The organism is Citrobacter sp. GW821-FHT07H02, from assembly GCF_059418505.1.
Map to the genome: position 1 here is coordinate 84403 of NZ_JBWKPZ010000020.1, position 20905 is coordinate 105307.

24 protein-coding genes and 1 tRNA gene are annotated in these 20905 nt (G+C 54.1%); 7 read left to right on the top strand and 18 right to left on the bottom strand.

From position 1 onward, the window contains the following. The first annotated feature begins 51 nt into the window (after window positions 1-51). Both radD and rplY read left to right on the top strand, forming a co-directional pair. Window positions 52-1812, top strand: coding sequence for a DNA repair helicase RadD (gene radD / locus AC07NP_RS18095; protein ID WP_494661301.1), 1761 nt, complete (start codon window positions 52-54; stop codon window positions 1810-1812). 124 nt (window positions 1813-1936) lie between these two features. Then, window positions 1937-2221, top strand: coding sequence for a 50S ribosomal protein L25 (rplY, locus tag AC07NP_RS18100; protein ID WP_203360628.1), 285 nt, complete (start codon window positions 1937-1939; stop codon window positions 2219-2221). A gap of 103 nt (window positions 2222-2324) precedes the next feature. Here the strand turns inward: rplY and yejK are convergent, their stop codons facing one another. Continuing rightward, entirely contained in the window at window positions 2325-3332 is a 1008-nt protein-coding gene (gene yejK / locus AC07NP_RS18105; protein WP_192612831.1) for a nucleoid-associated protein YejK, read from the bottom strand. Between the two features lie 134 nt (window positions 3333-3466). Here yejK and AC07NP_RS18110 point away from each other — a divergent pair, with 134 nt between their 5' ends. From AC07NP_RS18110 to narP, 4 genes are all read left to right on the top strand, one after another. Then, entirely contained in the window at window positions 3467-3694 is a 228-nt protein-coding gene (locus tag AC07NP_RS18110) for a YejL family protein (protein WP_162379210.1), read from the top strand. Between the two features lie 31 nt (window positions 3695-3725). Further along, window positions 3726-5486: an LPS biosynthesis-modulating metalloenzyme YejM gene (gene yejM, locus AC07NP_RS18115; protein ID WP_494661302.1), complete on the top strand. Its 1761-nt coding sequence runs from the start codon at window positions 3726-3728 to the stop codon at window positions 5484-5486. Window positions 5487-5559: 73 nt separating this feature from the next. Beyond that, a tRNA-Pro gene (locus AC07NP_RS18120) sits at window positions 5560-5636 on the top strand. A 205-nt stretch (window positions 5637-5841) separates the two neighbouring features. Then, window positions 5842-6489: a nitrate/nitrite response regulator protein NarP gene (gene narP, locus AC07NP_RS18125; RefSeq protein WP_494661303.1), complete on the top strand. Its 648-nt coding sequence runs from the start codon at window positions 5842-5844 to the stop codon at window positions 6487-6489. A 44-nt stretch (window positions 6490-6533) separates the two neighbouring features. Here narP and AC07NP_RS18130 read toward each other — a convergent pair whose 3' ends face one another. The 15 genes from AC07NP_RS18130 to napF are packed head-to-tail and all read right to left on the bottom strand — an operon-like array spanning window position 6534 to window position 18672. Then, complete coding sequence (locus AC07NP_RS18130; RefSeq protein ID WP_494661304.1) at window positions 6534-7583, bottom strand: cytochrome c-type biogenesis protein CcmH; 1050 nt, start codon at window positions 7581-7583, stop codon at window positions 6534-6536. Continuing rightward, window positions 7580-8137, bottom strand: a complete 558-nt coding sequence (gene dsbE / locus AC07NP_RS18135; protein ID WP_301698322.1) for a thiol:disulfide interchange protein DsbE — start codon at window positions 8135-8137, stop codon at window positions 7580-7582. The genes AC07NP_RS18130 and dsbE overlap by 4 nt, the downstream gene beginning before the upstream one ends. Then, window positions 8134-10077, bottom strand: a complete 1944-nt coding sequence (locus AC07NP_RS18140) for a heme lyase CcmF/NrfE family subunit (RefSeq protein ID WP_494661305.1) — start codon at window positions 10075-10077, stop codon at window positions 8134-8136. Before AC07NP_RS18140 ends, dsbE begins: the two co-directional genes overlap by 4 nt. Further along, window positions 10074-10553: a cytochrome c maturation protein CcmE gene (ccmE, locus tag AC07NP_RS18145; protein WP_490470286.1), complete on the bottom strand. Its 480-nt coding sequence runs from the start codon at window positions 10551-10553 to the stop codon at window positions 10074-10076. Before ccmE ends, AC07NP_RS18140 begins: the two co-directional genes overlap by 4 nt. After that, window positions 10550-10762 carry a heme exporter protein CcmD gene (gene ccmD, locus AC07NP_RS18150; protein ID WP_192612838.1) on the bottom strand — a complete coding sequence of 71 codons (213 nt, stop codon included), beginning with the start codon at window positions 10760-10762 and terminating at the stop codon, window positions 10550-10552. The genes ccmE and ccmD overlap by 4 nt, the downstream gene beginning before the upstream one ends. Then, the gene (locus AC07NP_RS18155) at window positions 10759-11496 is read right to left on the bottom strand and encodes a heme ABC transporter permease (RefSeq protein ID WP_192612839.1); all 738 of its coding nucleotides are present in this window, start codon (window positions 11494-11496) and stop codon (window positions 10759-10761) included. Before AC07NP_RS18155 ends, ccmD begins: the two co-directional genes overlap by 4 nt. Before the next feature lie 41 nt (window positions 11497-11537). Continuing rightward, window positions 11538-12197 (bottom strand): heme exporter protein CcmB, encoded by a 660-nt coding sequence (gene ccmB, locus AC07NP_RS18160; protein ID WP_192612840.1) that lies wholly within the window; start codon window positions 12195-12197, stop codon window positions 11538-11540. Further along, window positions 12194-12820 (bottom strand): cytochrome c biogenesis heme-transporting ATPase CcmA, encoded by a 627-nt coding sequence (ccmA, locus tag AC07NP_RS18165; RefSeq protein WP_494661306.1) that lies wholly within the window; start codon window positions 12818-12820, stop codon window positions 12194-12196. Before ccmA ends, ccmB begins: the two co-directional genes overlap by 4 nt. A 14-nt stretch (window positions 12821-12834) precedes the next feature. Beyond that, window positions 12835-13437 carry a cytochrome c-type protein NapC gene (napC, locus tag AC07NP_RS18170; protein ID WP_494661307.1) on the bottom strand — a complete coding sequence of 201 codons (603 nt, stop codon included), beginning with the start codon at window positions 13435-13437 and terminating at the stop codon, window positions 12835-12837. Between the two features lie 9 nt (window positions 13438-13446). Beyond that, a complete protein-coding gene (gene napB / locus AC07NP_RS18175) occupies window positions 13447-13896 on the bottom strand; it encodes a nitrate reductase cytochrome c-type subunit (RefSeq protein WP_192612842.1) in 450 nt (149 codons plus the stop codon). Beyond that, a complete protein-coding gene (napH, locus tag AC07NP_RS18180; protein WP_494661308.1) occupies window positions 13893-14756 on the bottom strand; it encodes a quinol dehydrogenase ferredoxin subunit NapH in 864 nt (287 codons plus the stop codon). Before napH ends, napB begins: the two co-directional genes overlap by 4 nt. Next, window positions 14743-15438 carry a ferredoxin-type protein NapG gene (gene napG, locus AC07NP_RS18185; protein WP_203360618.1) on the bottom strand — a complete coding sequence of 232 codons (696 nt, stop codon included), beginning with the start codon at window positions 15436-15438 and terminating at the stop codon, window positions 14743-14745. Before napG ends, napH begins: the two co-directional genes overlap by 14 nt. 6 nt (window positions 15439-15444) lie before the next feature. Next, window positions 15445-17931, bottom strand: a complete 2487-nt coding sequence (gene napA, locus AC07NP_RS18190) for a nitrate reductase catalytic subunit NapA (RefSeq protein ID WP_203360617.1) — start codon at window positions 17929-17931, stop codon at window positions 15445-15447. Next, complete coding sequence (gene napD, locus AC07NP_RS18195; protein WP_162379194.1) at window positions 17928-18191, bottom strand: chaperone NapD; 264 nt, start codon at window positions 18189-18191, stop codon at window positions 17928-17930. The genes napA and napD overlap by 4 nt, the downstream gene beginning before the upstream one ends. Beyond that, window positions 18181-18672: a ferredoxin-type protein NapF gene (napF, locus tag AC07NP_RS18200; protein ID WP_203360616.1), complete on the bottom strand. Its 492-nt coding sequence runs from the start codon at window positions 18670-18672 to the stop codon at window positions 18181-18183. Before napF ends, napD begins: the two co-directional genes overlap by 11 nt. Before the next feature lie 409 nt (window positions 18673-19081). Here napF and eco point away from each other — a divergent pair, with 409 nt between their 5' ends. Continuing rightward, complete coding sequence (gene eco, locus AC07NP_RS18205) at window positions 19082-19579, top strand: serine protease inhibitor ecotin (RefSeq protein WP_203361236.1); 498 nt, start codon at window positions 19082-19084, stop codon at window positions 19577-19579. A gap of 633 nt (window positions 19580-20212) precedes the next feature. Here the strand turns inward: eco and AC07NP_RS18210 are convergent. After that, a complete protein-coding gene (locus AC07NP_RS18210) occupies window positions 20213-20491 on the bottom strand; it encodes an RHS repeat-associated core domain-containing protein (RefSeq protein WP_494661309.1) in 279 nt (92 codons plus the stop codon). A gap of 127 nt (window positions 20492-20618) precedes the next feature. Beyond that, window positions 20619-20905: hypothetical protein (locus AC07NP_RS18215; protein WP_494661310.1), on the bottom strand; the 287-nt coding region annotated here is incomplete at its 5' end.

Sequence of the window (20905 nt, forward strand, 5' to 3'; positions counted from 1 at the left end):
GGAAATGATTCATGGCATACTAAACGCGGGATTCATTATCGCAGCGAGACCATGATTTTTACACTTCGTCCTTATCAGAAAGAAGCCGTGGATGCCACGCTCAACCATTTTCGCCACCATCGCTCCCCTGCGGTAATTGTCTTGCCAACCGGCGCAGGTAAAAGCCTGGTAATCGCTGAGCTGGCGCGCGTAGCGCGTGGACGCGTTCTGGTGCTGGCGCATGTAAAAGAACTGGTCGCACAAAACCACGCAAAATATTGTGCGTTGGGTCTGGAGGCCGATATCTTCGCCGCCGGATTAAAACGTAAAGAAAGCCACGGCAAAGTGGTCTTCGGCAGCGTACAGTCAGTCGCCCGCAATCTGGGCCATTTTCAGGGTGAATTTTCCCTGCTGATCGTCGATGAATGCCATCGTATTGGCGACGATGAAGAGAGCCAGTATCAGCAAATCCTCGCCCACCTGAGTCAGGTCAATCCCCAGCTTCGTCTGCTCGGTTTGACGGCCACGCCATTTCGCCTGGGCAAAGGCTGGATTTACCGTTTCCATTACCATGGCATGGTACGCGGCAACGAAAACGCGATTTTTCGCGACTGTATTTACGAACTGCCGCTGCGCTACATGATCAAACACGGCTATCTGACACCGCCGGAGCGCCTGGACATGCCGGTCGTGCAGTATGATTTCAGCCGTTTGCAGGCACAGAGTAATGGCCTCTTTAGCGAAGCCGACCTCAATCACGAGCTAAAAAAACAGCAACGAATAACGCCGCATATCATCAGTCAGATAGTTGAGTTCGCCCAGACACGCAAAGGGGTGATGATTTTCGCCGCCACCGTTGAACATGCGAAAGAGATTGTTGGCTTGCTGCCCCGCGATGACGCCGCACTGATCGTTGGCGACACACCGGGCGCTGAACGCGACGTGTTGATTGAAGACTTCAAAGCGCAGCGCTTTCGGTTTCTGGTTAACGTTGCGGTGCTGACGACCGGTTTTGACGCCCCGCATGTCGATCTCATCGCCATTTTGCGCCCGACGGAGTCCGTCAGCCTTTATCAGCAAATCGTAGGACGCGGCCTGCGCCTGTCACCGGGGAAGGCCGACTGTCTGATCCTCGATTATGCCGGTAATCCTCATGACTTATACGCGCCGGAAGTTGGCGCGCCGAAAGGGAAAAGCGACAACGTGCCCGTCCAGGTCTTCTGCCCTGCCTGTGGTTTCGCCAATACATTCTGGGGCAAAACCACCGCCGACGGCACGCTGATTGAGCACTTTGGTCGTCGCTGCCAGGGGTGGCTTGAAGACGATGAGGGTCATCGTGAACAGTGCGATTTTCGCTTCCGCTTTAAAAACTGCCCGCAATGCAACGCGGAAAACGACATTGCGGCACGTCGCTGCCGCGAGTGCGATACCGTCCTTGTCGACCCGGACGATATGCTAAAGGCCGCGCTAAAACTCAAAGATGCGCTGGTGCTACGCTGTAGCGGCATGGCGATGCAACACGGACAGGATGAAAAAGGCGAATGGCTGAAAATCACCTATTACGATGAGGACGGTGCCGACGTCAGCGAGCGCTTTCGCTTGCAGACGCCCGCTCAGCGCACCGCGTTTGAGCAGCTCTTCATTCGCCCTCACACCCGCACACCAGGCGTTCCGTTACGCTGGATCACCGCCGCAGATATTCTCGCGCAACAACCGCTGTTGCGGTATCCCGACTTTGTCGTCGCACGCATGAAGGGCCAGTACTGGCAGGTACGTGAAAAGGTCTTTGACTACGAAGGACGCTTTCGCCGGGCACATGAATTACGCGGATAATCGTACTTTTGATTGATGTAACGGGCATTTGAGTATAGAATTCCGCCCGCTTTTGCATACGCAAAGCAGATCACTTACCTGTTGCTGGGTCGCCTGTAGCAGGAATTATTTAAGAGAGATTTAAATGTTTACTATCAATGCTGAAGTACGTAAAGAGCAGGGTAAGGGTGCGAGCCGCCGCCTGCGTGCCGCTAACAAGTTCCCGGCAATCATCTACGGTGGCGCAGAAGCCCCGATTGCTATCGAACTGGATCACGATTCAATCATGAACATGCAAGCTAAAGCTGAATTTTACAGCGAAGTTCTGACCATCGTTGTTGACGGTAAAGAAGTTAAAGTTAAAGCTCAAGCTGTACAGCGTCACGCTTACAAGCCGAAGCTGTCTCACATCGACTTCGTTCGCGCGTAATCGCCAACAAGTTGAAAAAAAACCCCGCCTCGGCGGGGTTTTTTGTTTCTGTCATTTATTGAACCGTATGCCTGAAGAGCGCAGCGCCAGCAGGCATATTCGATCAATTTCCGCCTGACGTCCGGCGTTGCAGCTGATCACGCAGATTCGGCGGCGTGCCTTTGATGGTTAAGGTGTCGGTCGCCGGATCCCAGAAAATGCGTTCGCCTAACAGCATGGCGTCAAAGTTAATGGTTAACCCACCGCCGCTACCGGCGTATTTGGTCAACTGGCGTAATGTACTGCGATCGGCCGGGAAACTCTCTTCCAGCTCATAGCCTTTATCCGCCGTAAACTCGCTGAAGCTTACTTCACTAACACCAGCAAGTTCTTTCGACAGCGACTCAAGCTCAATTTCTTCGCCCGCCTGTAGCTGCTCGTTGCAGTAGCTGTACACCTGCTGACGCACGTTCTGGCGCTCTGATTTATCCAGCTGCGCTTCTGCCGTGAAGTCATCCACCGCCTGCAGCAAACCCCGGTTCTGCGCTTTCGCGTTCAGCCCTTCGCTCGCACCGAGAAAATCCATAAAGAAATCAGCAACCTTGCGCCCTACCCGCCCTTTCAGGAAGGTCAGATATCGTGTAGATTCCGGATTGGTTTCCCATTCGGTTAAATCAATACGCGCCACGATATCCGCATGATTGATGTCCAGGTAGTGCGTCGGGTTAATGTCCAGGTTTTCATTCACACGCATGCTGCTTAAGTTGTTCAGCACCGCGACCAGCAGATACTCCACCGCCAGATAACGATAGTGGCAGAAAAGCACAATACCGCCGTCAGCAAATGGATACTTCGCCAGCTCATCACGTAAACGACCGGTTGCCGCACGGCTGAAGGCAAGAAAATCTTCCTCGCCCTGACGCTGTAACCGCAGCGTTTGCGCCAGTTCGCTCTCTTCGCTGAACAGGCCATACGCTTTGTTTTTCGCGCTATAGACCCGGTGCAGTTCAGCCACCATCTCGACAACGGTGGTTGTCGGTTCCAGTAATGAATCGCGCAGGACCAGCTCAAGGTTTTGCTCATCACGCTTGATAAGCTGGTGCAGGGCAATCTGGTTGATATCCAGACTCATGATAAACTCTCCTTTAAGACCGGGCGGTATTCAACCACCTGCCGGTCAGTGACGCAATAGAAGATAAAAAAGCAGAAAAAAAACTGTTGCTACGGTAATATGTTGCCCTTTCATGAACAAACTGATGTCGATTTATGCCACAACATTCCCGCTACAGTGACGAACACGTTGAACAATTACTGAGTGAACTGCTCAACGTACTGGAAAAACATAAGGCGCCGACCGACCTTTCCCTGATGGTATTGGGAAACATGGTGACGAACCTGATTAACACCAGCATTGCCCCGGCCCAACGCCAGGCGATTGCAGACTCTTTTGCCCGTGCCCTGAAGTCCTCGGTTAACGAAGACAAAGCGCACTAAGAACCGGCTCCGGGGAAAATAACGACAGGTTATGGTAACTCATCGTCAGCGCTACCGTGAAAAAGTCTCTCAGATGGTTAGCTGGGGGCACTGGTTTGCTCTGTTCAACATTCTGTTGGCCATGGTGCTTGGCAGTCGTTACCTGTTTGTCGCAGACTGGCCGACAACGCTTGCGGGTCGTATCTACTCCTACCTGAGTATTGTCGGGCATTTCAGTTTTCTGGTGTTTGCCACCTATCTGCTGATTCTGTTTCCCCTGACGTTTATCGTCATGTCCCAGCGGCTGATGCGCTTCTTATCAGCCATACTGGCGACAGCGGGCATGACGCTGCTGTTGATCGACAGCGAAGTCTTCACCCGTTTCCACCTGCATCTTAATCCCATTGTCTGGGAACTGGTCATTAACCCAGACCAGAACGAGATGGCGCGTGACTGGCAGTTGATGTTTATCAGCGTGCCCATTATTCTGCTAATCGAAATGCTGTTCGCGACCTGGAGCTGGCAGAAACTGCGCAGCCTGACGCGTCGTCGCCATTTTGCCAGGCCGCTTGCCGCCTTCCTTTTTGTCTCGTTTATTGCTTCGCACATGGTGTACATCTGGGCCGATGCCAACTTTTATCGCCCGATCACCATGCAGCGCGCAAACCTACCGCTCTCTTATCCGATGACGGCGCGCCGCTTTCTTGAGAAACACGGTTTGTTGGATGCGCAAGAGTATCAGCGTCGCCTGGTAGAACAGGGAAATCCGGAAGCGGTATCCGTACAATATCCATTGAGCGATCTGCAATACCGTGACATGGGGACTGGGCAAAACGTTTTGTTGATTACCGTGGATGGTCTGAACTATTCCCGTTATGAAAAACAGATGCCTGCGCTTGCCCGTTTTGCAGAACAGAGTATTTCGTTCACCCGTCATATGAGTTCGGGCAACACCTCGGATAACGGTATTTTTGGTCTGTTCTATGGCGTATCCCCCAGCTATATGGACGGTATTTTGTCGACCAGAACGCCAGCAGCCCTGATTTCAGCACTGAATCAGCAAGGCTATCAGTTAGGCTTATTCTCGTCCGACGGATTTACCAGCCCGCTCTATCGCCAGGCGCTGCTGTCAGATTTCTCTATGCCGACGGTTCAGACGCAGTCTGATGCACAAACGGCGAGTCAGTGGATTAGCTGGCTGAGTCGCTACGCCCAGGAAGATAACCGCTGGTTCTCGTGGGTCTCCTTCAATGGCACCAATATTGATGACAGTAACCAGAAGAATTTTGCGAAACGGTATGCCCGTGCCGCGGAAAATGTCGATGCACAAATTAACCGTGTGCTTACCGCGCTACAAGACGCCGGTAAACTGAACAACACGGTGGTGATCATTACTGCGGGTCGTGGTGTGCCTCTGACTCAGGAAGAGAACAATTTTGACTGGTCCCGCGGACATCTGCAGGTACCGCTTGTCATCCACTGGCCAGGAACGCCAGCGCAGCGTATTAATAGCCTGACTGACCATACCGACCTCATGACGACATTGATGCAACGGTTACTGCACGTGAGCACGCCAGCTAACGAGTACTCTCAGGGGCAGGATCTTTTCAATGCGACACGCCGCCATTACTGGGTAACGGCTGCCGACGGAAGCACGTTGGCGGTGACCACGCCGGGAATGACGCTGGTGCTGAAAAATAACGGCAACTATCAAACGTACGATCTGCGTGGTGAAAAGATAAAAGACCAGAAACCGCAGCTGAGTCTGTTGTTGCAGGTGCTGACGGATGAGAAACGATTCATTGCTAACTGATTAATTATAAATCAGTTAGCAAGACATCCCCTTGCATTCGTGGTGGAAAGCGGTAGTATTAGCACCCACGAGTCGGCACGTAGCGCAGCCTGGTAGCGCACTGTCATGGGGTGTCAGGGGTCGGAGGTTCAAATCCTCTCGTGCCGACCAAAATTCCCCAAGAAAACCAGCCTTTTACGGCTGGTTTTTTTATGTCTGACGTTTATCTCTTCCCGCAAAGCCCTTTCAGTCACGCAGGTTTTACTACGTACCCATGCACAAATTAGGGTAAAATTTACGCTCTCATCAGCGCGACGAATCTGGAAAACTGACACGCTGAAAACAATAATGATTCTAATAATCTCAGGAGAACAGCATGCCTGAAGCAACCCCTTTTCAGGTGCTCATTGTGGATGATCATCCGCTTATGCGGCGGGGCATTCGTCAATTACTGGAGCTGGATAGCGCATTTAACGTCGTTGCTGAAGCGGGCGATGGCGCGAGCGCTATCGATCTGGCGAACCGTCTTGACGTCGATTTGATCCTGCTTGATCTGAATATGAAAGGCATGAGTGGGCTGGATACCCTGAACGCGTTGCGTCGCGATGGCGTCACCGCGCAAATCATCATTCTCACTGTATCTGACTCTGCCAGCGACGTTTACGCGTTGATTGACGCAGGTGCTGATGGTTATTTGCTGAAAGACAGCGACCCTGAAGTTCTGCTGGATGCTATTCGCAAGGGTGCGAACGGCGGCAACGTCTTCAGCGATCGCGTCAGTGAGTACCTGCGTGAACGGGAAATGTTTGGCGCTGAAGAAGATCCCTTCAGTATGCTGACTGAGCGTGAACTGGATGTTCTGCATGAACTTGCTCAGGGGCTGTCTAATAAGCAAATTGCCGCTGTGCTGAACATCTCAGAACAGACCGTAAAGGTGCATATTCGCAATCTGTTGCGTAAGCTCAACGTGCGTTCACGCGTCGCGGCAACGATTCTGTTTCTGCAAACACGCGGCCTGCATTAAAGAGCAGCATGCCGGATAACGCTGCTTATCCGGCAATCCGCCGATTACTCTGCCTGGGGCGACAGTTGCTGCATCGCCTGTTTAATACTGCGTTCAAGCACCGCCCTGCGCGTATCGTTGGCAGGCAGTAATTTCAGCATCATCTCCCAGGCCGCCACCGCCTCACCATACCGCTGCTGCTCAAAAGCATTAAACGCATACATGCTCAGCACGCGGACGTTAGCATGGTCGCTTCTCACCAACTGGCGCAGCAACTCGCCCCCCTGACGATTATCATCAGGATCGGAAGAGCGCGTTAACGCTTCTGCATAACCCAGCGCCGCGTCACTGTTTTTAGGATCCAGCCGGTAGGCGTTGGCATAGGCTTGCGTCGCCGTGCTGGCGTTTCCCAACACCATGCCGATGCGCCCAAGCATAATCCAGCCTTCGGTATTACCCTCATCGCTTTGCAGGCGAGTACGTAAGCCCAGCGCCAGACGCGTCATCTCTTCTTCATTGAGCGGCTGAGCTTTCGGATCCAGCGCACGTTCTAGCAGAGCTGGCGTTTGTGCGGTGGCCTGTTGCCAGATTTTCACCTGTGCATAATTGCCGGTCTGATAATAACTGACCGCCCCTACGACAATGGCAATCACAATCCCAGGAATGTAGATACCAAACCCGGCACGCTTCTCTCCAGTGGGGAGTTCGTCAGGAAATGCTTCCCGTTTCAATCGTACACGGCGACGCGAACGGGCAAAAATAATCCAGCCACCCGCACCGATAGCCACTGCCGGCAGTACCCACAGCAGCAGGGTCAGCGGGGTTAACGGTGGATCGTAGGTGACGAAATTACCGTAACGCGCCACCATATAATCGACGATCTCTTTCTGGCTTTTACCTTCCTGCATAAGCTCGTACACTTTTTGCCGCAGGTCGGTGGCAATCATCGAGTTGGAATCGGCAATGCTGTTGTTCTGGCATTTCGGGCAACGCAATTGTTCGGTGAGCTGACGGAATTGCTGCTCCTGCGCCTCATCCTTAAACTGCATCACATCAATGGTGGCCAGCGCCGAACCGGAGATCACCAGCATCAGCACCCCCAATAAAAATCTCATTGCGCGGCCTCCTTGCTGTATTTTTCCCACAGCGGCTTGATTTCGCTTTCCCACACCCGCGCGTTAAGATCGCCCGCATGACGGTAGCGAATGATCCCCTTACCGTCGATCAGGAATGTTTCTGGCGCACCATACACCCCCAGATCGAGGCCAAGCATACCGTCACCATCAAACAGACTTAGCGCGTAAGGGTTGCCCAGTTCTTTCAACCAGACGATCGCTTTCTGGCGGTCATCTTTATAGTTCAGCCCCACCACCCGGATGCCCTGCGCCGAAAGCTGATTCAGATACTGATGTTCCGCACGACAGGTCGGGCACCAGGTCGCCCAGACGTTAAGCAATACCGGTTTACCCTGCGTTAATACGTCCGCCTGATAATGCTGACCGGGATTCTCCAGCGATTCCAGCCGGAAAGTCGGTACCGGTTTGCCAATCAGCGCCGACTCCAGATTGGTCGGATCGTCACCCTCCGCATTACGCGCCAGTTGCCATAACAGCGCCGCGGCGATGACGAGGAAAATAACAAAAGGTATCAACAGTACGTTGCGCTTCATACAGCCTCCGGCGCGGTGTTACGCGAGCAAGCGCGCTTACGATAACGCGGGTCAAACAGACAGAAAAGCCCGCCCAGCGCCATCAGCAACCCACCCGCCCATATCCAACGAATAAACGGTTTGTAATACAGCCGCACAGCCCATGCGCCATTTTCCAGCTCTTCACCCAGCGCGGCGTACAAATCACGGGTGATCCCGCCATCAATCGCCGCTTCCGTCATCATCGAGCGGCTGCTGTTGTAAAAACGTTTCTCTGCATGGAGCGTCGCTTCCGCTTTGCCCTCTCGCGTCACATCAATGAGGGCTACACCACCGCGATAATTTGGCCCGGTTACCTCTTTCACTTCACGGAACGTAAAGCGATATTCGTGAATATCCACGCTATCACCCGCCTTCATGCGCACATCACGTTCAACGCTGTAGTTCTGGCTAAAGGCAATCCCCACCAGCGTGACCGCCAGTCCGACATGACCGGCCACCATTCCCCAATGGCTGAAGCTCATTTTTGTGCCGCGCGAGATACGCAGCGCCACTTCCGCCATTGCCAGCACAAAAACCCAGCTTGCCATTGCCAGTCCGACGACCGTCATCGCGACAATTTTGTTCTCAAACAGCCACGGTAGCAGTAGTGACAGCACCAGGGTGGTGACAAAGGCGATAATAAGTAACATCTTGATTTTACGCGGTCTGTCACGGCCCCAGCGAACCAGCGGCCCGATCCCCAGCAGCAGCGCGAATGGCGCCATCAGCCAGGTAAACATGGTATTGAAGAACGGTTCTCCGATGGAAATGCTGCCCAGCCCTAACTGTTTATGCACCAGCGGCAGCAGCGTACCCAATAACACCACCAGCATGGCGGCAATAAGCAGCACGTTGTTGCCCAGCAGCAGTGACTCGCGCGACCACAGGGCGTTATTTACCCGCGAGCGCACCTTGTGTCCGCGCGTGGCGAACAGCAGCAGCGAGCCGCCAATCACCAGCACCATAAAGGCGAGGATGAACATCCCGCGGGAAGGATCGGAGGCAAACGCGTGAACAGAGACCAGTACGCCTGAGCGCACCAGGAAAGTCCCCAGCAGACAAAGCGAGAAAGCGCAGATCGAGAGCAACAGCGTCCAGGCTTTAAAACTGGCGCGCTGTTCCGTCACCGCCAGCGAATGCATCAGCGCGGTGCCCACCAGCCACGGCATAAATGAGGCGTTTTCTACCGGATCCCAGAACCACCAACCGCCCCAGCCCAGTTCGTAATACGCCCACGCGGAGCCCAGCACAATGCCGAGCGTCAGGAAAACCCACGCGGCCAGCGTCCAGGGGCGGGAGAAGCGAGCAAAAGTGCTGTCCAGACGCCCGCTCATCAACGAGGCGATAGCAAAAGCAAACGCTACCGAGAAACCCACGTAGCCCATATATAACAGCGGTGGATGGAAAATGAGGCCCGGGTCCTGCAACAGCGGGTTTAGATCGCGCCCTTCAATGGGGAAGTCCGGTAATGTACGGGCGAAAGGATTCGAGGTGAACAGAATAAACAGCAGAAAACCGACGCTAACCATGCCCATAACCGCCAGCACGCGAGCGACGATATCCAGCGGCATCCGCTGGCTGAACAGCGCCACCGCAAACGTCCAGCCGCTCATCAACAACACCCACAGCAGCAGCGAACCTTCATGCGCGCCCCAGGTGGCCGCCACCCGATACCAGACCGGCAGTTGGGTGTTGGAATTACTGGCCACGTAGGTCACGGTAAAATCGTTCACCACGAACGCATTCACCAGCACCATGAAAGCGCCCATGACGCAAATAAACAGGAGCCATGCGAAAGGTCGCGATGACGCCATCATCCGCACATCACCGCGCGCCACACCCCACAGCGGGTAAATCGAGAGCAATAACGCCACGCCAAGCGCCAGGCACAGCAGCGCGTTGCCAATCTCAGGCATCATGATGCTTTATCCTTGTAGACGCTTTCCGGGCGGCGATGGTTTTCCTGCATCGCTTTTTCAACCTCTGGCGGCGTGTAGTTTTCATCATGTTTGGCCAGCACCTCTTTTGCCTGAACATGATTGTTTGCCCCCAACGTTCCCTGTACCACGACCCCCTGCCCTTCGCGGAACAGATCCGGCAGAATGCCTTCGTATGTAACATCCACCACGCCTTCGGCGTCATAAATGCTGAAGTTAACTTTGAGCGAATCCGGGGCGCGTTTCACACTTCCCGGCATGACCATTCCGCCGACACGCAAGCGCTGGCCAACCTCCGGCAACTGTTGCGTTTCACGCTTGCCGTAAATAATCTCGCCCGGCGTGTAAAACAGGTCGATGTTGGAACGCAGCGCATACAGCACCAGCGTGATGGTCAGCGCCAGACCGCCCAGTACGGCAACGGCTATCCACAACCGATTTTTACGTCGAATATTCACGCGACCTCCTGTTGCGTCCGCACCGCCTGCATTCGGGCTTCGCGCGCGTTCTGTTGCGCCACGCCGCGTAAAATCGCCCGGTGTTGTAAGACGGTATGTAGCACCAGTCCCCCCAGCGAAATCAGCGTCATCACTACCGCCAGCCAGACATAAAAGGCGTAACCGCCCATCGCGAAGAAATCACTCCAGGATGCAAATGCGCTGGTCATTGGCGGCCTCTTTTTAATATCAGTTCGCTCACCCACGGGCGGCGTTTTTCCATCATCAGAATCAGGTTGCGCATACGCATCAACGCCAGAGTCATAAACAGCAGCAGATAACCCACAATCGCCAGACGAAGCGGGGAACGCATCGCCGGATCAATACTTTGTTGCATGCGCGTCGAACCTTGATGCAGCGTGTTCCACCACTCCACCGAGTAATGAATAATCGGTAAGTTAACCACGCCAATCAGTACCAAAATACCTGCCGCACGCCCGGCCAGACGGCGATCGTCAAACGCATGCCACAGCGCAATAACACCAACATAGAGAAACAGCAGCACCAGCTCTGAGGTGAGTCGGGCATCCCATACCCACCAGGTTCCCCACATCGGTTTGCCCCATGCGGAACCGGTGACCAGCGCAATAAAGGTAAACACGGCACCAATCGGCGCCATCGCAGCCACCGCCAGGTTGGCCATTTTCATCTGCCAGACCAGGCCGATAAACGCGGCAACCGCCATTGAGGCATAGATCCCCATCGACCAGATCGCCGCAGGCACATGCAGATAAATAATCCGGTAGCTCTGTCCCTGCTGATAATCCGCCGGAGCAAAGCCGAATCCCCAGATCCATCCCGTCGCCAGGGCCACCACGGTGGCGATAGCCAGCCACGGAACAAAATAGCCACAGATCTGATAGAGCCGTGGCGGGATCGCAAGTTGATGAAGTGTTTTCCACATAATTCAGTCACCAGACTCAAACAAAACAGAGAAAAACTGCGTTACTGCATACTGATGCGTAACGCTGCCGCCGTCGCAAAAGGACTTAACGTCGCACTGCCTGCCAGCAGCGCGCCGAGGATCGCCATGTATCCCTCAACAGGTAAATGCATGGATGCCGCATCCATCGCGGCGGTTGCAAAAATTAATAATGGGATCGTCAGCGGCAGCACCAGCACGCTCAGCAGCACGCCGCCGCGCTTGAGTCCTACCGTCAGCCCCACCCCCGGTGCGCCGAGAAAGCTCAGCGTCGGCGTCCCCAGCAGTAACGTCAGCGCCATGATTTTCCAGCCGTAGATGTCCATTCCCAACAGCAACGCCACCAGGGGGGAGAGGATCAGCAACGGAAGTCCCGTCACCATCCAGTGCGCCATCACTTTGGCCAGCACCACCGCCGGTAACGGCAACGGCAGCAGCATCAGCTGTTCAAGGCTGCCATCCTGTAAGTCGTCGCGGAATAAGCGCTCCAGCGCCAACAGCGAAGAGAGCAACGCAGCCACCCAAATAATGCCAGGCGCAATGCGCGCCAGCAGCTGCGGCTCCGGGCCAATACTCAACGGGAACAGGGTGATGACGATCAGAAAGAACCATAATGGATTGGCAATTTCCGCACTATGACGGAACGCAACCCGCAGTTCGAGACGGAAAATTCGCCACATCATTGCCCTACCCTCTCACCGGTCAGCGCAATACGGCGGATCCTGTCGGTGTCGACATTCATCGGCTGATGGGTGGTCAGAATCACAATCCCACCCTGCCCGGTATGATGCGCCATCCGCTGCGTCAGGCGTTCCACGCCGTTCACATCAATGGCGGTAAAAGGTTCGTCGAGGATCCAGAGTTTGGCCCGGGTGAGCCAGAGACGCGCCAGCGCGACGCGGCGCTGCTGTCCGGCAGAAAGTTGATTAACGGGAATGTCTTCGTAGCCAGCCAGTCCGGCCTGCGCGAGAGCTTCCAGGCACTGTGCGACATCGCCATCCTGATGAAAAAAACGCAGGTTTTCCAACGCCGAAAGCCGGGTTTTGATCCCCGGCTGATGTCCGATCCACAGCAGATCCTGATGATAGCTGTCCCGCACGTTGCGTAATGGTTGCTCTTGCCAGTAGACCTCCCCGGCATCAGGGCGAGCCAGCCCGGTAAGCAAGCGCAGGAGCGTGGTTTTCCCTGCACCGTTGCCTCCGGTAATTTGTACCCATTCCCCGGCCTTCACGCGAAACGACAGTCCGCTGAACAAAATTCTGTCGTCTCGCTCGCAGAGGAGTTCTCTGGCTTCAAGTATTCCCACTCATCAACATCCTGTTAAAAGCCTGGTTTAACGTCGCGCATATCCGGGAGTTTATGCGCTATACCTTTGTGACAATCGATACAGGTTTGCCCTTCTTTCACGGCCTGGTCGTGCATTTTAGCCGCAACGCCTTTCTGGGCCGTTAAATCCATAAACTCGAAGTTGTGGCAATTGCGACACTCTTGCGAGTTGTTGTCTTTCATCCGCAGCCACTCATTTTGCGCCATGGTCAGTCGGTGATCTTCAAACTTCTGCGGGGTGTCGATGAGACCAAATGCCTTTGCATACAGCTCTTTACTGGCCTTGATCTTACGGATCATTTTCGGACCCCACTCGTGTGGGACGTGGCAATCAGGACACGTTGCCCGCACGCCGCTGCGGTTGTTGTAGTGTACGGTTTCCATATACTCCTGATAAACCGTATTACGCATTTCGTGGCAGCTAATGCAGAACTCTTCGGTGTTGGCTTTTTCCATACCGGTGTTGAAACCGCCCCAGAAAATAATGCCGCCGACAAAACCGATTAACAGTAACGTGCCCAGCGCCAGACGGCTGGGTCGACGCCACCATTGCCAGACGCGCTTAATGACACCCGGTTTACGGTTAGAATTTTCCATAATGACCTCTTATTTCCCGTAACCTTTCGAGGGCGTAAACGTATTTTCAACAATCGGCGCTGCGTCTGCCTGCGGTACGTGGCACTGCAAACAGAAATAGCGGCGCGGCGCGACTTCACCTGATACTTTGCCGTCGCTATCCATAAAGTGCGTCGGGCTGATACGCGGCGCCCCCGTGGTGCGATAGCTTTCTACACCGTGACATTGCAGACAGCGGTTGGTGTTGGTGGTTACCTGGTATCCGTCCACGCTGTGTGGAACCATAGGGGGCTGATTGACATAGTTCAGCGGCAGGCGTTCCTGCTCTTTAGGCATACGAATCGCCCCTTCCTGCGTCCCAGACACTTCTGGCGACTGGCTCAGATCTACTCCGTTTGCTGCCCAAACCGCACTACTGACCACCAGGGCCAGCCCGGCCGTCCACTGACACAGCGCTTTAATCAGGTCATGGCTTTTCATGATTTCGCTCCCGAACTCCATCGTGTTGTTATTGTAAAAACGTCCTCAGAACAGACATCCACGCAACGACCGCAGGTCATGCAGTCGCGGCTGGTGACCTGCACCGGGCTTTGCTCATCCAGCACCGGCGCACGTAGCACATGCGGTTCCGGGCAAACATGAAAACAATCCATACAGCGGTTACATTTCTGTCTGTCTTTCGCCGCAACGGTCAGCGCGCCTTTGCTTCCCAGCACGCCATACAGTGCGCCTAAAGGGCAGAGATGCCCGCACCAGCCGTGTTCAACGACCAGTAAATCAAATAAAAACAGAGCGATAATCAGCAGTGCGCCACTACCAAATCCCATCACCAGGCTTCGTCCCAGCAGAGAAACCGGGTTAATCCATTCCCACAGTAGCGTTCCCGTCAGAGCCGATCCGACCAGCACCACAACCAGAAGCACGTACCGTATATGACGAGGAAGGCTCGCGGACTGATTCAGGTCAAACCTTCTGCGTAGCCAGTTAGCTAAATCGGTAACGGGGTTCAGAGGGCAGACCCAACTGCAAAATAATCGCTTTCCAGCAAAGGCATACAGCACCGTAATGATCACCGCCCCGGTCAGCGCAACCGTGGCGGGCAAATGTCCGCTGGCCAGGCTTTGCAAGGCTATCAGCGGGTCGGTCAACGGGATGGCGTCGAACAGCAAACTGCTGCTGTAGTTGCCGTGGAGGATCCACACGCCCAACCACGGGCCGCTCAGAAACATTCCCAGCACCAGCAGTTGACTCACGCGACGGAAAACCAACCAGCGATGACTGCGCCACCAGCCTTTTTTCACCCGGGCTTCACGTCCGGCATCACGTTTACGATTTGCCATCGTTCCCCTCCAGCCAGCCGAAGCGGTAGTGGTGACCCAACTCCCCTTTCGCCAGCGACAGCGGCAATACTTTTATTGCCGGTTGCTCCAGGACACAGACTTTTTCGCACTTACCGCAGCCCGTGCAGGCGTCGCTGTGAACGGTAGGAAGGAAACGCGCATGCTTGCCTGTGCGCATATTGCGCTCCAGTTCCAGGGTAATCGCCTCATCGATTTTCGGGCATTCGCGATAGCAGACGTCGCAACGCAATCCCTGAAAGTTGAGGCAGTTTTCCTGGTCCAGCAATACCGCCAGCCCCATGCGGGAATCATCAATTGAGCGAATCTCCCGGTCCAGTGCCCCACTCGGGCACACTTTGGCGCACGGAATGTCTTCACACATTTCGCAGGGGATATCGCGGGCGACGAAATACGGCGTCCCGGCGGCCAGCCCGGAGGCCAGCGTCGCCAGTTTTAGCGTGTCATACGGACACGCCTGAACGCACTGCCCGCACCGCACACAGGCGCTGGCAAACGCGTTTTCAGCAATGGCGCCCGGTGGTCGCAACCGCACGCCCGTTGCGCGTGCGGTTTGCTGCTGTAACCCCAGCACCACGCCAACAGCAGCCAACCCGCCCGCTGCGCGAACCATATCGCGCAGAAAGCGGCGGCGGCCATTTTGCGATTTCGCTGACCGGGACATACCGAATTACACCTTCGCCAGTTTCACTGCGCACTTCTTGAAATCCGTCTCTTTGGAGAGAGGATCCGTCGCATCCAGCGTCAGGTTATTCACCAACTGTGCGGCATCAAAGAACGGCATATACACCAGTCCCTGCGGCGGACGGTTACGTCCACGCGTTTCGACAATCGAAATCACCTCACCACGACGGGAGACGACTTTCACTTTGTCGCCACGGCGCAGATCACGGGCTTTCGCATCCAGCGGATGAATGAACAGCACCGACTCCGGGAACGCACGGTGCAGCTCAGGCACACGACGCGTCATACTGCCGGTGTGCCAGTGTTCCAGCACACGACCGGTAGAAAGCCACAGGTCGTACTCTTTATCCGGTGCTTCCGCTGCGGGTTCAAACGGCAGCGCGAAGATCACCGCTTTGCCATCCGGCTTGCCGTAAAACTTGTAGCCTTCACCCGCTTTCACGTACGGATCGTGGCCTTCGCTGTAACGCCACAGCGTCTCTTTCCCATCGACCACCGGCCAGCGTATACCGCGCGCTTTGTGATAATCATCGAACGGGGCGAGATCGTGACCGTGTCCGCGACCAAACCAGGCGTACTCTTCAAACAACCCTTTTTGCAGGTAGAAACCCAGCTCGCGGGATTCATCGTTGAGTTGATCTTCTGCCAGCTCTGTCAGTGGGAATTTGCTTACCGCGGGGGTAGCGAACAGCACGTCATACAACGTTTTACCGCGCAGTTCCGGTTTCTGCGCCAGCAGCGCTTCCGGCCAGACCTCTTCGGTTTTGAAACGACGTGCGAACTGTACCAGTTGCCACAGGTCAGATTTCGCTTCACCCGGCGCTTTAATCTGCTGACGCCAGAACTGAGTACGGCGCTCGGCGTTGCCATAAGCCCCTTCTTTTTCGACCCACATCGCCGTCGGCAGGATCAGGTCAGCAGCCAGCGCGCTGACGGTCGGGTAAGGATCGGAGACGATGATGAAGTTACGCGGATCGCGCCAGCCCGGCATACGCTCTTCGTTGATGTTCGGTCCGGCCTGCATGTTGTTGGTACACATCGTCCAGTAGACGTTCAGCTTGCCGTCTTTCAACGCACGGTCCTGCGCCACCGCGTGCAAACCGATTTTGGCCGGAATGGTGCCCGCCGGGATCTGCCAGTGTTTCTCACAGATATCACGGTGTTTCTCATTGGTCACCACCATATCCGCAGGCAGACGGTGGGAGAAGGTCCCCACTTCACGGGCGGTACCACAGGCAGAAGGCTGACCGGTCAGAGAGAACGGACCGCAGCCAGGTTGCGAAATTTTTCCGGTCAGCAGGTGCAGGTTGTAGACCAGGTTGTTGGCCCACACGCCGCGCGTGTGCTGGTTAAAGCCCATCGTCCAGTAGGAGATGACTTTCTTCTTCGGATCGGCATACAGCTGCGCCAGTTGTTCCAGCTGATCTTTCGGCACGCCGGTCATTTCAGCGGTTTTTTCCAGCGTGTACTCCGCGACGAACGCTTTGTACTCGTCAAAGCTAATCGGCTCAGAGGCGTCGGAACCCGGGTTTTTCGCCGCTTTCTCCAGCGGATGGGTAGGACGCAAACCGTAGCCGATGTCCGTCGCCCCTTTGCGCAAGTTGACGTGTTTGCTGAAGAAATCCTGATTAATGGCGTCGTTCTGAATAATGTAATTCGCGATGTAGTTGAGGATCACCAGATCGGTTTGCGGTGTGAACACCATACCGTTATCGGCCAGCTCAAAACTACGATGCTGGAAGGTGGAGAGCACGGCCACGCTCACATTGGGATCGGACAAACGACGGTTGGTAATGCGCGACCACAGAATCGGGTGCATCTCCGCCATATTGGCGCCCCAAAGCACAAACGCGTCGGCCTGTTCGATATCGTCATAGCAGCCCATCGGCTCATCCATACCGAAGGTACGCATAAAGCCCACCACCGCCGACGCCATGCAGTGACGCGCATTCGGATCGATGTTATTAGAGCGGAAACCGGCTTTGAACAGTTTCGCCGCCGCGTAACCTTCCCAGACGGTCCACTGACCGGAACCAAACATGCCTATCGCTTCTGGCCCTTTCTCTTTCAGAGAGGTTTTGAATTTCTCTTCCATGATGTCAAAGGCCTGGTCCCAGCTAATCGGGGTAAACTCACCTTCTTTATTGTACTTGCCGTCTTTCATACGCAGCATCGGCTGCGTTAAACGGTCTTTTCCGTACATGATTTTCGGCAGAAAGTAACCCTTGATGCAGTTAAGCCCGCGGTTAACCGGCGCTTCAGGATCACCCTGACACGCGACAACGCGCCCCTGCTGAGTCCCCACCAGCACGCCGCAGCCCGTTCCGCAAAAACGGCACGGCGCTTTGTCCCACTTGATGGCTTCCTGCTGACCGACCACGGCGCGGGCAACGCCCGGCACGCTTAGCCCGGCAGCCGCCGCAGCGGCCGCAACGGCGTTAGCTTTCATAAAGCTACGACGACTGAGTTTCATGGTGTTTCCTCACCTTGCTCATCCTGCTGGTGATAAACCAGCGACACCGCCAGCACGCCTGCAACGTTGCGTACCGACTCAATTGTTTGCATCAGCGTTTCGCTGTGTTCTGCTTCTACCACCACGATCAGCTGACCGCTTTCCACATCGCTGAGGGCGACTTCACAGCCAGAAAACTGCTGTAATTGCGCGCTGATATCGGTGATATGCTGGCTTTTCGCCTGAACGACCAGGCTACAAACCTGCCAGTTAGTGTGCATGGTTGTACTCCGCATTAATGGCTGACACTGGGCAGCTGGCGACACACGCCCCGCATCCACTGCATGCCTGATTGTTAAGTTGCGGTTGATAAATGCCCGACAGCGTGGGGCGAAACGTGATAGCCATAGGTTCACAGCTATCCTGACAGCGATGACACTCAACAGACTGATATGCCAGGCAATCTTGCCCAAGGGTAAAATTCAGATCCCAGGCCCTGGTGTGGCGCGGAAGAAAAAGAGATTCGGTACAGGCTTGCGCGCAGGCATAACAAAAGCTGCACTCGCCCTGTTTGAAATTTACGCTCGGGTAGCCGCCCTGGCCTCGCTGCAGGATGCCGTTCTCACATGCCTGAATGCAGGCGTCACAACGGATACAATGTGCCAGAAAGTGTGAGACTTCCCCGCTCCACGGCGGACAGATCCCGTTGCTGGCTTTGCGCCAGGCGCCTGTCAATATGCCGCGACGGGATAAATCAACCATGACATTGTCCTTCCATAACGACGCTTACTCAGGAGAGTGAACGACAATAAAAACCGCATTTTTTATGAGTCGTTATTTTTACGTGTACGATATTTCAGGATGTGATCGAGGTGCATACCCCGATGGGGGTAAATGCTGTTGCCGGATCAAAAGAGTGTCGGATTGCCGTGAGGTAATGTGCTTTTGCTCACATTTCAGTAGGTTATCTTTCAACCACCAGCCGTAAACACAAAAACAGAGATTTATCTTATTTAAATTATTCATATCAGCATATAAATCTGGATTATGAATAAACCACTCATCAATACACTTAAAATATAAGTAAATTTAGATTAATAAGAATTGTGAATGTGTTACGCTGCGCGAAATCGTTCATAAGCGAGAAAAAGGAAATAGTGTGAACAATAAAATGAAGACCCTCGTTCCTGCGGTACTGTTGGCCGCTTTCGCCAGTACTTCTGCATTGGCAACCACGCAAGAGACGAATTCTCAGCCACTGGAAAAAGTCGCGCCGTATCCTAAGGCCGAGAAAGGTATGAAACGTCAGGTTATCCAACTCACGCCTGAGCAGGATGAATCTACCCTCAAAGTAGAACTGTTGATTGGTCAAACGCTGGAAGTGGATTGCAACCAACATCGTCTTGGCGGCCAACTGGAAAGCAAAACCCTGGAAGGCTGGGGCTACAACTACTACGTTGTCGATAAAGTCACGGGCCCTGCTTCAACCATGATGGCCTGCCCGGAAGGCAAGAAAGAGAAAAAATTCGTCACCGCCTATTTGGGTGATGCCGGGATGCTGCGCTACAACAGCAAACTGCCTATCGTGGTCTATACCCCTGAAAACGTGGAAGTGAAATACCGTATCTGGAAAGCGGACGAAAACGTTCAGAACGCGGTAGCGCGTTAATGCGTTTGTCTCAGAGATAAAAAAAACCTGCCGAGGCGTAACACCGTTCGGTTAAGCAAAATGATCGGTTGAACGATCCTGCAGGCAGACGACAATAGCCCTATCAATTATTTTCTGATGGGGCTTTTTTATGCTTTCTGATCTGGCTTGATGAGTGAACGGTAATGGCTTTCTGCATCAGCCTGTCGCCGTCTCAGCCGTAGATCGTGGTGTCACTCTGGTGGTTGCACACCTCCGTTTTGCTGATACGTCTGCCGAACGGGTCGTAGCTGTAGGTCGCACGGATGATGGCTCCCGACGGCGTCTATTTCTCGTAGCCCGTTAACCGGTGCAGCAGATCGTAGTGGTAAAATATTTCTCCCGCTCATTGCTCTTTTTAATCAGGTTGCCCCACGCATCGTACTCATACTACCAGACGGCGTCTTTTGCCGGCCGGTTGTCGAATTGCTGTCGTCCTTCCCCGTCCACCCGGTTGCCCGCCGGGTCATACCGGTATACCGCGCTGAGACCCGGCTGTACCGCACTGATTAAACGTCCGTTTTCATCGTAGCCGTACTGACGCTCTGCACCGGTGCCGGTGAGTTGCCCCTGGATGTCGTACCGGTAGTCCAGAGTCTCACTGTCGGTGACGCGTTACGCAAGCTGTCCTGCTGCCGTATAGTGTTGCTGCTCCCGGTTAGACCCGAACATCCGCTCCGCTTCCCGGTGGCGTCTGTCCCGCGTCAGCCCTAACGGATCCTGAGTGATATATCTTCCCTGCTGCGGATCATCGTACCGGTGCCGGTTATAGTGCACCCCCGACTCCTCGTCATACCTCTGGCCAGGTAGTCTCTTGTCAGAAAAAGATCCGCCCGTGCTTGCATCGGGGAGGTGTCCATATAAGCTATTTAGCCGCAATACTAGTTCTGCCATTTGTTGGCAGGATTCATATCCCCAATAATCTTAATCAACAAAATTCGGCAATTACTGCAAAATAAACCACAATCAGATAGTGTAAAAGTATAACTACCAAATCATAAAACCACTATCTGTTAACGAGTCAAAACAGACGGAAGTATATGTCAATAAAAATATCGATTCCATTTAATAGATATAGAAATGAAAAAATCCATAACACTCCTTTTTTTTTAGATAGATACCGCCACGAAAGAACAGAAAGAATAGTTGCTAGCATAGCTATAATGAAAAGTATATTATATGTATTTTCATTCACGACGGTAATGTTGTCAGCTACCCATGCAATGATAGAAAAAAAAAACCCAAAATAAATACTGAAACTCTCATCTGGATGTTCCACTACCTGTTGAGCTGCTTCCTTTAGACGAC

Coding starts and splice junctions, on each gene's coding strand:
- radD (WP_494661301.1), top strand. CDS start 52: ATGATTTTTACACTTCGTCCTTATCAGAAAGAAGCCGTGGATGCCACG.
- rplY (WP_203360628.1), top strand. CDS start 1,937: ATGTTTACTATCAATGCTGAAGTACGTAAAGAGCAGGGTAAGGGTGCG.
- yejK (WP_192612831.1), bottom strand. CDS start 3,332: ATGAGTCTGGATATCAACCAGATTGCCCTGCACCAGCTTATCAAGCGT.
- AC07NP_RS18110 (WP_162379210.1), top strand. CDS start 3,467: ATGCCACAACATTCCCGCTACAGTGACGAACACGTTGAACAATTACTG.
- yejM (WP_494661302.1), top strand. CDS start 3,726: ATGGTAACTCATCGTCAGCGCTACCGTGAAAAAGTCTCTCAGATGGTT.
- narP (WP_494661303.1), top strand. CDS start 5,842: ATGCCTGAAGCAACCCCTTTTCAGGTGCTCATTGTGGATGATCATCCG.
- AC07NP_RS18130 (WP_494661304.1), bottom strand. CDS start 7,583: ATGAGATTTTTATTGGGGGTGCTGATGCTGGTGATCTCCGGTTCGGCG.
- dsbE (WP_301698322.1), bottom strand. CDS start 8,137: ATGAAGCGCAACGTACTGTTGATACCTTTTGTTATTTTCCTCGTCATC.
- AC07NP_RS18140 (WP_494661305.1), bottom strand. CDS start 10,077: ATGATGCCTGAGATTGGCAACGCGCTGCTGTGCCTGGCGCTTGGCGTG.
- ccmD (WP_192612838.1), bottom strand. CDS start 10,762: ATGACCAGCGCATTTGCATCCTGGAGTGATTTCTTCGCGATGGGCGGT.
- AC07NP_RS18155 (WP_192612839.1), bottom strand. CDS start 11,496: ATGTGGAAAACACTTCATCAACTTGCGATCCCGCCACGGCTCTATCAG.
- ccmB (WP_192612840.1), bottom strand. CDS start 12,197: ATGATGTGGCGAATTTTCCGTCTCGAACTGCGGGTTGCGTTCCGTCAT.
- napC (WP_494661307.1), bottom strand. CDS start 13,437: ATGGAAAATTCTAACCGTAAACCGGGTGTCATTAAGCGCGTCTGGCAA.
- napB (WP_192612842.1), bottom strand. CDS start 13,896: ATGAAAAGCCATGACCTGATTAAAGCGCTGTGTCAGTGGACGGCCGGG.
- napH (WP_494661308.1), bottom strand. CDS start 14,756: ATGGCAAATCGTAAACGTGATGCCGGACGTGAAGCCCGGGTGAAAAAA.
- napG (WP_203360618.1), bottom strand. CDS start 15,438: ATGTCCCGGTCAGCGAAATCGCAAAATGGCCGCCGCCGCTTTCTGCGC.
- napA (WP_203360617.1), bottom strand. CDS start 17,931: ATGAAACTCAGTCGTCGTAGCTTTATGAAAGCTAACGCCGTTGCGGCC.
- napD (WP_162379194.1), bottom strand. CDS start 18,191: ATGCACACTAACTGGCAGGTTTGTAGCCTGGTCGTTCAGGCGAAAAGC.
- napF (WP_203360616.1), bottom strand. CDS start 18,672: ATGGTTGATTTATCCCGTCGCGGCATATTGACAGGCGCCTGGCGCAAA.
- eco (WP_203361236.1), top strand. CDS start 19,082: ATGAAGACCCTCGTTCCTGCGGTACTGTTGGCCGCTTTCGCCAGTACT.
- AC07NP_RS18210 (WP_494661309.1), bottom strand. CDS start 20,491: ATGGCAGAACTAGTATTGCGGCTAAATAGCTTATATGGACACCTCCCC.